General features: G+C 68.7%; 11 protein-coding genes, 1 tRNA gene and 1 pseudogene. 3 read left to right on the top strand and 10 right to left on the bottom strand.

Features of this window, described 5'->3' with window-relative positions:
- Nucleotides 1-367 (top strand): HNH endonuclease signature motif containing protein (locus tag MVA01S_RS25850; RefSeq protein WP_169801777.1); only part of this gene is annotated, 367 nt, incomplete at its 5' end.
- Between the two features lie 343 nt (nucleotides 368-710).
- Here the strand turns inward: MVA01S_RS25850 and MVA01S_RS25845 are convergent.
- Both MVA01S_RS25845 and MVA01S_RS25840 read right to left on the bottom strand, forming a co-directional pair.
- Nucleotides 711-899 carry a ribosome modulation factor gene (locus tag MVA01S_RS25845; RefSeq protein WP_003932155.1) on the bottom strand — a complete coding sequence of 63 codons (189 nt, stop codon included), beginning with the start codon at nucleotides 897-899 and terminating at the stop codon, nucleotides 711-713.
- Between the two features lie 237 nt (nucleotides 900-1,136).
- A tRNA-Pro gene (locus MVA01S_RS25840) sits at nucleotides 1,137-1,210 on the bottom strand.
- A gap of 100 nt (nucleotides 1,211-1,310) precedes the next feature.
- Here MVA01S_RS25840 and MVA01S_RS25835 point away from each other — a divergent pair.
- Nucleotides 1,311-2,795 (top strand): cryptochrome/photolyase family protein, encoded by a 1,485-nt coding sequence (locus MVA01S_RS25835; protein ID WP_003932154.1) that lies wholly within the window; start codon nucleotides 1,311-1,313, stop codon nucleotides 2,793-2,795.
- On the opposite strand, the gene MVA01S_RS25830 is transcribed toward MVA01S_RS25835, so the two are convergent.
- From MVA01S_RS25830 to MVA01S_RS25795, 8 genes are all read right to left on the bottom strand, one after another.
- Complete coding sequence (locus tag MVA01S_RS25830) at nucleotides 2,775-3,692, bottom strand: sulfite exporter TauE/SafE family protein (protein WP_003932153.1); 918 nt, start codon at nucleotides 3,690-3,692, stop codon at nucleotides 2,775-2,777. The genes MVA01S_RS25835 and MVA01S_RS25830 overlap by 21 nt on opposite strands.
- Nucleotides 3,693-3,905: 213 nt before the next feature.
- Nucleotides 3,906-4,688 carry a sulfite exporter TauE/SafE family protein gene (locus MVA01S_RS25825; RefSeq protein WP_003932152.1) on the bottom strand — a complete coding sequence of 261 codons (783 nt, stop codon included), beginning with the start codon at nucleotides 4,686-4,688 and terminating at the stop codon, nucleotides 3,906-3,908.
- Nucleotides 4,689-4,718: 30 nt separating this feature from the next.
- Nucleotides 4,719-6,131, bottom strand: coding sequence for a ribosome biogenesis GTPase Der (der, locus tag MVA01S_RS25820; RefSeq protein ID WP_003932151.1), 1,413 nt, complete (start codon nucleotides 6,129-6,131; stop codon nucleotides 4,719-4,721).
- A complete protein-coding gene (gene cmk, locus MVA01S_RS25815) occupies nucleotides 6,128-6,814 on the bottom strand; it encodes a (d)CMP kinase (protein ID WP_003932150.1) in 687 nt (228 codons plus the stop codon). Before cmk ends, der begins: the two co-directional genes overlap by 4 nt.
- Entirely contained in the window at nucleotides 6,811-7,554 is a 744-nt protein-coding gene (locus tag MVA01S_RS25810; protein WP_003932149.1) for a pseudouridine synthase, read from the bottom strand. Before MVA01S_RS25810 ends, cmk begins: the two co-directional genes overlap by 4 nt.
- A gap of 3 nt (nucleotides 7,555-7,557) precedes the next feature.
- Entirely contained in the window at nucleotides 7,558-8,271 is a 714-nt protein-coding gene (scpB, locus tag MVA01S_RS25805) for an SMC-Scp complex subunit ScpB (RefSeq protein ID WP_003932148.1), read from the bottom strand.
- A gap of 8 nt (nucleotides 8,272-8,279) precedes the next feature.
- Nucleotides 8,280-9,092 (bottom strand): segregation/condensation protein A, encoded by an 813-nt coding sequence (locus tag MVA01S_RS25800; protein WP_003932147.1) that lies wholly within the window; start codon nucleotides 9,090-9,092, stop codon nucleotides 8,280-8,282.
- Nucleotides 9,089-9,985, bottom strand: a complete 897-nt coding sequence (locus MVA01S_RS25795) for a ParA family protein (protein ID WP_003932146.1) — start codon at nucleotides 9,983-9,985, stop codon at nucleotides 9,089-9,091. Before MVA01S_RS25795 ends, MVA01S_RS25800 begins: the two co-directional genes overlap by 4 nt.
- Nucleotides 9,986-10,502: 517 nt before the next feature.
- Here MVA01S_RS25795 and MVA01S_RS25790 point away from each other — a divergent pair.
- Nucleotides 10,503-10,954 (top strand): annotated as a pseudogene (locus MVA01S_RS25790) (hypothetical protein); the annotation flags it as partial.

Here is a 10,954-nt window from a genome sequence, read left to right as displayed (position 1 = left end):
ATCCCAGGTCCATCACGTGGTCGCCGATTGGGTCGACGGCGGCAACACCAACATCGACGAACTCGGCCTGGCCTGCGGGCCGGACAACCGGTCGGTCACCGAGGGTGGTTGGAGCACCCGGATGAACGAGCGATGCGAGGTGGAGTGGATTCCCCCGCCCGACCTGGACACGGGGCAAGCCCGCGTCAACAACTACCACCGCCCCGAACGCCTCCTCCGTCCACCCGAGGAGCCAGAGCCGTTGCGCGACAACCACAGCGTGGTGCCCGGCGCTGCGATCAGTGACGCCGAGACGGACGAGCCCCCGCCGGCCGACGAGCACGGACAAGCAGGCGGGCCGGCACCACCCGACAATGAGGCGGCCTGATAGTCCCCGAGCGGAAAACCGCGGACCTGAAGTCGGTGCGCTGCTATTCCGATGTCTCGCGACATCACGGCAACCAATCGAGCGACCAGCATGGCTCACTCAGGCGGCCAGGAAGGCGTCCTTCAGGGCTGATGATGTGGCACAGGGCTGAGCGCCGCCTATGGCGATTTGTCGGGCCGGATCGGTTCAACCACGTCTGCCATAGCCAGGCTGGCTCTATGGTGCGCCGCCAAGCTCGTGCGCCACGGCGAAAATGTCGCCGATGCCCTGCCGCGCAGCCCGCGGTAGACGTTCAGCATTCGTTCGCGCTTGTGCGCCGCTGATGAACTGCTGCCAGAGCGGGTTACGCGACCTCTCCTCGAGAGCGCTGCATCGCCGGCCCTGTCTCGATCCGCACCCGCAGCATCCGCATGTAACCACGCATCCACAGCTTCGCGAGAACCAGCGACTGACCCGCGTACGGGTTGCGGTCGCCGGGATCGGCTAGTGAACCCTCATACAACGCGAACACGTACTCCGCACGCTTCGACACCCGGCCATTATGTAGGCACGCACGCCGCGAACCTCGAAACACACGCTGCGCGCGGGGACCAAGACCCGCCCGTTGACCCGCCGGCGCGCATCACCGGAGATCTGTGCGGGGCATCGACGCCGTCGCTTTGGGTGAAAGGGCCTCGGCGACGCGTTGGGACATTGAAGGCGGTATGCCAAGGCACTACGGAATGGAGAAAGGCGGCTCCCGTTCTCCGGAAACCGCCTCTGACCTACGTCGGGCTGACAGGATTTGAACCTGCGACCACTTGACCCCCAGTCAAGTGCGCTACCAAGCTGCGCCACAGCCCGCGGCGCTGCCGGGATCGCCGGCAGCGGTCGAAAGCTTACATCAGCGTGACACCGGAATCCCAACCGCGGTGGTCGTCGGCATCCGGGGCATCCCTGCGGGGTGAGCGCCGATGACACTCCCCTGTGGTTGTTCGCCGATCAGCTCGGCCCGGCCGTGCACGGCGGCGAGCACGCCCACCGCGAGATCGTCCTCGTCGAGGCCCGATCAGCGCTGGCCAAGCGTCGCTACCACCGCCGGAAACTGCACCTCGTGCTCTCGGCCCTGCGCCACGCCGACCGCGAGCTCGGCGATCGCGCCACCCTGATCCAGGCCGACTCCTACACCGACGCGCTCGAGCAGTTCCAGCGTCCCGTGCTCGTTCATCAGCCCACCTCGCACGCCGCCGAACGCTTCGTGCACCGCCTCAAGAAACAGGGCATGGTCGCCGGCATCCTGCCGACGCCGACCTTCGCGCTGTCCCGCAAGGATTTCCAGACGTGGGCCGGCGAGCGCACCCGGTTCCGGATGGAGGACTTCTACCGCGACCAGCGCCGCCGCTTCGGCGTGCTGATGAACGGCTCCGAACCTGCCGGCAACCGGTGGAATTACGACGAGGACAACCGCGAACCCCCGCCCAAGAAGCAGACCACCCTCGACGTCCCCGCCCCCTACAAACCCCGCGAGGACGACATCGACGACCAGGTCCGCCACGATCTCGACCGAATGAATCTCGACACCGTCGGCGCGGACGGTCCCCGCCTGTTCGCCGTCACTCCCGCCGAGGCCAAACGGGCGCTCAGCCGTTTCATCGACCACCGGCTCCCCCACTTCGGCCGCTACGAGGACGCGATCATGAGCCAGGACTGGGCGATGGCGCACTCCCTTCTCTCGGTCCCGCTCAACCTCGGCCTGCTGCACCCCCTCGAAGCTGTGGACAAAGCCGAACGTGCCTACCGCGACGGCAAGGCTCCACTGGCCGCGACGGAGGGCTTCATCCGCCAGATCCTCGGCTGGCGCGAGTACATGTGGCACCTCTACTGGCACTTCGGCCCGGACTACACCGACAAGAACGCGCTCGACGCCCGCACGCCGCTGCCGGACTGGTGGGCCGACCTGGACGCCGACGCCGTCACCGCACGGTGCCTGCACGACGCGCTCAAGGGCGTCCACGACCGCGGCTGGACCCACCACATCCAACGCCTGATGGTCCTCGGCAGCCATGCGCTGCAACGCGGTTACCGGCCCGACGAGCTCACCGACTGGTTCGCCACCGCCTACGTCGACGGGTTCGGATGGGTGATGCCCACCAACGTCGTCGGCATGAGCCAGCACGCCGACGGCGGGCTGCTGGCCACCAAGCCGTACACCTCTGGCGGCGCCTACATCAACAAGATGAGCGACCACTGTGGGGACTGCGCCTACGACCCGAAGAAACGCCTCGGCCACGACGCGTGCCCTTTCACCGCCGGCTACTGGGCCTTCACCCACCGCCACCGCGACCGCCTGGCCAGGAACATGCGCACCCGCCGCGCGGTGTCCGCGATGGACCGGCTCAGCGACCTCGACGCGGTGCTGGAGCAGGAGTCAGCGCGCGACCGGTTCTGAGGCCGGCGCCGCCGCAGCGGACTCCAGAGCCACCTGCGGAGCCCGCGACACCCGCCACGCGTAGACCACCAGCGACGCCCAGGCCACGACGATCAGCGTGTAGATCGCGGTGGACCACGGCCACTGAATGTCGAAGAAGTGCACCAGCTTCTGGCTGTTGGTGAGCACGATGACCCCGCCCACGGCGGTGCCCAGCAGCGCCGGGCTGATCCGGCTGACCAGCCAGGCCGCGAACGGCGCCGCGACCACCCCGCCGACCATCAGACCCAGCACCACCGGCCAGTTCTCCAGGAATTCCTGGCGCAACCCGATCAGGAAGCCCAGCGACGCCGACACCGCCACCAGGAACTCCGACGCGCTGACCGAACCGATCACCGTCCGCGGTGCGGTCTTGCCCTGGGAGAGCAGGGTGCTCGTCGTCACCGGACCCCAGCCGCCACCGCCGGACGCGTCGATGAAACCGCCGAACAGGCCGAGCGGGGCCAGGAACTTGACGCTGTGACTGCTCCCCCGCGTCCCGAAGGTCAACGGCGTGCGCAGCGAGAACCGCAGCAGCACATAGGCACCGATGCCCACCAGGATCGCCGCCATCAGCGGGGCGGCGTGCTCGGTGGACAGCGACGACAGCACGGTGGCGCCCAGGAAGGCGCCCACCGCGCCGGGCGCACCGAGCTTGGCCACCAGCGTCCAGTCGATGTTCTTGAACTTCCAGTGCGACAGCCCGGACGCGAACGTGGTGCCGACCTCGGCGAGGTGCACCGCCGCGCTGGCCTGCGCCGCCCCCACACCGGAGAGCACCAGCAACGTCGTCGCGGTGACCCCGAACGCCATGCCGAGGGCACCGTCCACGAGCTGGGCGCCGACTCCGACGAAGGTGAAGATGAGAAGCGAACGCATGGCTGCCTTCAGGAGGCGGTCGCCGCGCGGCGACCGGAGGGATTACGGGTGGGCGCGTCAGGGACGCGGACAACACCACTCGTCGAAGGCCATCAGCCGACGCGACGGCCAGAAGGGCTCCAGCGCAGAAATCTCCGACGGCGACAGCGCGACCAGCACGCGAACAGCCATCGAGGTTCCCATCATCGAGTCGATCCCAAAATCCGGTTCAGCCTACACGGTGACCAGTCGGTACAGCCCGATGAGGCCGACCACGACAATCACCGCGCGCAGCGCGCCCGGAGACAGTCGGCGGCCGTAGTGCGCACCGGCGAAACCGCCGAGCAGCGATCCGATCGCGATCAGGCCCGCCGCGGCCCAGCTGATCCGGTCGAACGCCACCACGGTGTAGGCCACCGCGGCCACGATGTTGACGATCAGCGACAGCAGATTCTTGACCGCGTTCATCCGCTGCATGTCGTCGGGCAGCAGCGCACCCATCACGGCGATCAACAGGATCCCCTGCGCCGCCGTGAAATATCCGCCGTACACACCGACCGCGAACGTGCCGGCCACCAGCGCGACCATCCTCGCCGTCGACACGTGGTCGAGCGAGCGCCCCGCGGCCTCGGCCCGCTGCTTGGCCCACGACTGGATACGCGGCCCGATCACCACCAGGGCCAGCGCGAGCACCAGCAACACGGGGACGACCTGGGTGAACACCTTCTCGGGCAGATGCAGCAGCAGCCAGGCCCCGCCGAGGGCGCCGATGAACGACGCCGGGATCTGCCAGCGCAGCCGGCTCCACTGCCCGCGCAGTTCGCGCCGGTATCCCCAGGTGCCCGACACCCCGCCTGCGACCAGGCCGACGGCGTTCGACATCGTCGCGGTCACGGGCGGGAACCCGAGCGCCACCAGCGTCGGGAAGGTGATCAGCGTGCCGGAGCCGACGAGCGCGTTGATCGCACCGGCGCCGACACCGGCGAGCGCGATGAGGACCATGTCGAGAACGGACACCCGGCTCAGCCTAACGGCGATCGGGCGGCGTCACCTCCGGGCCTTCGGTCCCCGCTTCTCCCGGACGCGGACGTTGATGCGGATCGGGCTGCCCTCGAAGCCGAACGTCTCGCGCAGCTTGCGCTCCAGGAAGCGCCGGTAGCCGGCTTCCAGGAACCCTGAGGTGAACAACACGAAGGTGGGCGGACGCGAGGTGGCCTGGGTGGCGAACAGGATCCGCGGCTGCTTCCCGCCGCGCACCGGAGGCGGCGTCGCGGCGACGATCTCCTTGAAGAACGTGTTGAGCCGCCCGGTCGAGATCCGGGTGTCCCAGGACTGCAGCGAGGTCTCCAGTGCGGGCACCAGTTTCTGCACGGCCCGGCCGGTCTTGGCCGAGATGTTCACCCGGGGCGCCCACTGCAGTTGCGCCAGCTGAAGATCGATCTCGCGGTCGAGCAGGTAGCGGCGGTCCTCGTCGACCAGGTCCCACTTGTTGAAGGCCAGCACCAGCGCGCGACCGGCCTCGATGACCATCGACAGCACCCGCTGGTCCTGTTCGGTCAGCGGCTGCGACGCGTCGATGAGCACGATGGCCACCTCGGCGGAATCGATGGCCCCGTGCGTGCGCACCGACGCGTAGAACTCGTGCCCGCTGGCCTGGCCGACCTTGCGGCGCAGACCCGCGGTGTCGACGAAACGCCAGAGCTTGCCGTCCATTTCGATCAGCGAGTCCACCGGATCGACCGTGGTGCCCGCGACGTCGTGCACCACCGACCGCTCGTCACCGGACAGCCGGTTCAGCAGCGAGGATTTCCCGACGTTCGGCTTGCCGATGAGCGCCACCCGGCGCGGGCCGCCACCGCCGGCGCCGGCCACCTCCGAGATCGTGGGCAGGTCGGCGATGACGGTGTCGAGCAGGTCGGCCACACCGCGGCCGTGGATGGCGCTGATCGAATGCGGTTGACCCAGCCCCAGCGACCACAGTGCGGCCGCGTCGGCCTCACCGCGCTCGCTGTCGACCTTGTTCGCGGCCAGGAACACCGGTTTTCCGGAGCGCTGCAACAACTTTGCCGCCGCCTCGTCCGCGGCGGTGGCACCCACCACCGCATCGACGACGAAGATGATCGCGTCGGCGGTACGCATCGCCACCGACGCCTGCTCGGCCACGAGCTGCTGCAGCCCCTTCGCGTCGGGTTCCCACCCGCCGGTGTCCTGGACGACGAACCGCTGACCGGACCAGCTGGCGTCGTAGGACACCCGGTCCCGGGTCACGCCCGGGACGTCCTGTACCACCGCTTCGCGCCGGCCCAGGATCCGGTTGACCAGAGTCGACTTGCCGACGTTGGGTCGCCCGACCACCGCCACCACCGGAGGTGGTGCCGACACTTCCTCGATCGCGTCGGCGACCTCTTCGGCCCCGACCTCCCAGTCGCTTTCGTCCGACCAGGTGCCGTCCTCGCTCATCGCGTCACACTCGCTTTCTGCTCGACGAGCTCGGTCAGGTGGGTGACGACCTCGGCCTGGTTCATGGTGCTGGTGTCGACCACCACCGCATCGTCCGCGGCACGCAGCGGCGACACCGCGCGTGTGGAGTCCAGGTGGTCGCGGCGCTTGACGTCGGCGAGCACCGCCTCATAGTCGCCGGGCAGTCCCGCGGCGATGTTCTGGTCGTTGCGGCGCCGTGCCCGCTCCTCCGCCGATGCGGTCAGGAAGATCTTGACGTCCGCATCGGGCAGCACCACTGTGCCGATGTCACGGCCCTCGACGACGACATTGCCTGGCGCCGAGGCCAACTCACGCTGCAGCGCGACCAGCCGGGTCCGCACCGCGGGCACCGCCGAGACCGCCGAGACGGCTTTGGTGACCGCGTCCCCGCGGATCTCGGCCGAAACGTCCTCACCGGACAGGTAGGAGCGGTCCTCGGCAGGGTCGCTGCCGACCGCCAGCTCGATGTTCTGCGCGACCGCGCCGATCGCCGCGGCGTCGGCCAGGTCGACCCCGGCACGCAGCACGCCCAGGGTGACGATCCGGTACATCGCACCCGTGTCCAGGTAGCGCGCATGCAACGCAGTCGCCAAACCCCTTGCCACAGTGGACTTTCCGGTGCCCGCAGGCCCGTCGATGGCAATCACCAGGGACGGTGTCACAACCCGACCGCCTTGTACAACTCGCCGATCTCCTTCTGATTCAACGCCCGGATACTGCCCGGGCGCTGATCGCCGAGGCTGACCGGGCCGATGTCGGTGCGCACCAGCTCCTGCACCGGGAAGCCGACCTTGGCCAACAGCCGGCGCACGATGCGCTTGCGGCCCTCGTGCAGGGTCACCCGCACCAGCGTCCGGCCGGGCAGGGTGTCGACCACCGCGAAGTCGTCGAGGCGCACCGGCCCGTCCTCGAGCTCGATCCCGTCGCGCAGCTTGCGGCCCAGCCCCCGGGGTACCGAGCCGAGCACGGTGGCGACGTAGGCCTTGGGCACCTCGTAGGACGGGTGCATCAACCGGTGGGCCAACTCCCCGTCGTTGGTCAGCAGCAGCAGACCTTCGGTGTCGGCGTCCAGGCGGCCGACGTGGAAGAGCTTCTTGTTGCCGCGCACGCGGTACTCGACCAGGTCACCGACACAGGGCCGGCCCCGATCATCGGACATGGTGGAGTGCATGCCGCGCGGCTTGTTGATCGCCAGGTGCACCAGGGTGTCGTCGACCGCGATGCGGGCGCCGTCGACCCGGATCACCGAGACCGTGGGATCCACCCGGGTGCCCTGTTCGGTGACGATCTGGTCGTCGACCTCCACCCGCCCGTCGCGGATCATCTTCTCGGCGACCCGTCGTGAGGCGATGCCCGCCTGCGACAGCACCTTCTGCAGCCGTATTCCTTCGTTTTCGGTCATGGTTCAGTCCTGATCCACGTCGATGGCCGCCGGCGCCTGCGGCGCCGTTGTGCCGTTGAGCTTCATGAAACGTGGCTCCTCACTGAGGTTTTCGCTGATGTCGTCGATCACGTCGACGTCGGGAAGTAGGGGTGCGATGTCGGGCAGGTCGGTCAGTGACGTCAGCCCGAGCCGCTCGAGGAACAGCTCGGTGGTGGCGAAGGTCACCGCACCGGAGTCGGGGTCGTTGCCGGCCTCGGTGATCAGTCCGCGGGCCATCAGCGTGCGCATCACAGCGTCGACGTTGACGCCGCGGACCGCGCTGACTCTGGCCCGGGTGACGGGCTGACGGTAGGCCACCACCGCGAGGGTCTCCAGCGCGGCGCGGGTCAGTTTGGACCGCGCGCCGTCGAGCAGCAGTTTCTCGACGTAGGGGGCGTACCTGGAGCGGGTGTACATCCGCCAGCCGCCCGCGGCCTCGCGCAGGTCGATGCCGCTGTCGCGGGCAGCCAGCCCGGCCGCGAGGAGTTGCAGCCGCTCGGCGACCCGGGCGGGCTGCTGGTCGGTGGCGCTGGCGAGTGCGTCGACGGTCACCGGGGTGTCCACTACCAGCAGCAACGCCTCCAGCACCGCGTCGAGCTCGGCGTCGTCCAGTTCGGCGTCGTCCAGCTCGGCGTCGGTGACCTCGTCGAGCTCTGCGTCCTCAAGCTCGGTGCCGGTCGAAATGTCTTCTGTCATAGTCTTTTCTATTCCGCGTCCGCGGTCGCCAACTGTTGGCTGTTAGGCCGCTCTCCGGTCCACGAAATCTGGAGCACACCAAGCGGTTCTGGTTGCTCGAATGCTACCGCCCTGGCCCGGTACAACTCGAGCAGCGCCAGGAACCGCCCGACGATCTCGATCGGGGCCTGGCAGTCGGCGACCAGGTCGGTGAACGACGCCCAGTGCCCGATGCCCCGCTGCTCGAGCAGTGTCATCAGGTTGGCGGCCTGTTCGGGCACCGAGACCGCGACCTGGTGCAGGTGGTCGGTGCCGATGGTCGGCACCGGGCGCGGGGTGAACGCTGTGGCCGCGATCTCGGCGAAGCGGGCGGCATCCACGCCCAGCATCACCTCGGGCAGCAGCTCGGCGTAGCGGTCCTCCAGCGACACCGCCCGCGGGTAGCTGCGCAGCGCCGCGTTCTCCAGCTCGGCGAACATGAGGGCCACATGCTTGAACGCCCGGTACTGCAGCAGCCGGGCGAACAACAGGTCGCGCACCTCCAGCAGCGCCAGGTCTTCCTCGTCGTGGATCTCACCGGCCGGCAGCAGTCGCGCCGCCTTCAAGTCCAGCAAGGTCGCCGCGACCACCAGAAACGACGTCGTCTCGTCGAGCCCGAGCTGCGGCCCGATCTGCTTGGTGTAGGCGATGAACTCGTCGGTGACCGTGTGCAACGCCACTTCGGTGACGTCCAGCCGGTGCCCAAAGATCAGCTGCAGCAGCAGATCGAACGGGCCCTCGAAATTACTGAGCCGAACCTGGAAACCAACCGGCGCCGACTCTTGTCCAGATGTCTCGCTCACGCGCCGAACCGGTGGATGACCTCACGCGCGAGCGCCCGATATGCCTCGGCCCCAGCCGATTTCGGCGCCCAGGTGGTGATCGGTTCGCCCGCGACGCTGGTCTCGGGGAAGCGCACGGTGCGGGTGACGACGGTGTCGAACACCAGATCGCCGAAGCGCTCCACGACGCGGGCCATCACGTCGCGCGAGTTCACCGTGCGCGGGTCGTAGCGCGTGATCAGGATGCCGCTGATCGACAGCTTCGGGTTCAGCCGGTCATGCACCTTCTCGACCGTGTCGGTCAGCAACGCCAGGCCACGCAGCGAGAAGAACTCGCATTCGGTCGGGATGATCACCCCGTCGCTGCACGCCAACCCGTTGACGGTCAGCAGCCCCAGTGACGGCTGGCAGTCGATCAGCACGTAGTCGTAGCGGTCGAGCACCGGGTACAGCGCGCGCGCCAGGGTCTGCTCCCGGCCCACCTCGTTGACCAGCTGGATCTCGGCGGCCGACAGGTCGATATTGCTGGGCACCAGGTCCAGGCCCGGCACCCGGGTCTTGATCAACACCTGGTCGATCGACACCCGCGGCTCGACCAGCAGGTTGTGCACAGTGTGCTCGAGCTCGTAGTGCGGCACGCCCAGCCCGGCCGACAGCGCGCCCTGCGGGTCGAGGTCGACGAGCAGCACCCGCCGGCCGTACTCGGCCAGGCTGGCGCCGAGGTTGATCGTCGAGGTGGTCTTGCCGACGCCGCCCTTCTGGTTGCACATCGCGATGACCTTGGCGGGTCCGTGTGATGTGCGGGGCGCCGGTTCGGGGGTCCGGCGGGGGACGCGGCCGGTCAGGCCGGGCACGGGTTCGTCGTCCGGAACCGCCGGTGCGGTGTCCACGGGGCCGCCTGTCGGGTCGGTCATACCGGACCGTCGCTGGTCAGGCAACCTTCAGGCATGGCGGGCATCGGGGCAAGTTTAACGGTGACCGGCGAATCAGTGAGGCAGACCCGCAGGAGCGGGGTCACCGATTGACGCGCGACCCGGCCGACAAGCACCGAGGCCCGTACCCGTTGACGCCCCGTCGACCACCGTTCACGCGGCGAACTCGAGCTAAACCGAAATGCGCCGTTTGAGGTGGATAGTTTGCGGAGGAGCACGTTTCCCGGCGAAGTTCTGATGCTGGATTCAAGATCAAAAGTATTGTGCGGTAAGCCAAAAGGCGCAAATGAGAACCGTGCGCGAATCGGCATGCAGAATCCAGGCTGAAGTTGCTACGGTCCGGAGTCAGGTGGGATTCGGCATTGCTTTACCTGGGGGGACACATATGACTGCTCGACCGACCGCGGCCGCCGCGCCGGGAACGCCACGGCGGAGAAACCGCGCTCAACGCCGTCTGCTGGCCAAGAGACTTGCCGGTGGTGCCGCCCTGAATGCTGCATTGGCCGCCGGCGCCCTGGTCACGATCGGGGTGGCCACCGCCGAAGCCGACACCGCTCCCGCATCGGTCATATGCACAGTCAGCGACCGCACCGCTTGCGCGCCGCTGCTCGGGAGAGCTGGGTCCGCCGGACCGCAACCGCTGCAGATCGAGGACGCGCCGGCCGCGATCCGGCTGTTCGGGCCGGGCGGACTGTTGATCGGTGACGGCCTGGACGCACTGGCACGGGACCCGTCCTGCACCGCCGGCTGCCTCGGCGGTAACGGGGGCCTGCTGTGGGGCAACGGCGGTGCCGGCGCGTTCGGCGGCGCAGGCGGCAACGCGGGTTTCATCGGCATTGGAGGCGCCGGCGGCGCCGGCCTGCTCGGATACAACGACGGCAGGGGCGGTGACGGCGGTGATGCCGGCCTGCTCGGCGCAGGCGGCACCGGAGGCCAGGGCGCCGCCGGCAG

This window comes from Mycolicibacterium vaccae NBRC 14118 = CIP 105934 (assembly GCF_001552715.1).
GTDB lineage: Bacteria > Actinomycetota > Actinomycetes > Mycobacteriales > Mycobacteriaceae > Mycobacterium > Mycobacterium vaccae.
The sequence above is the reverse complement of the archived record's forward strand: the minus strand, read 5'-3'. Positions and strand labels throughout refer to the sequence as shown.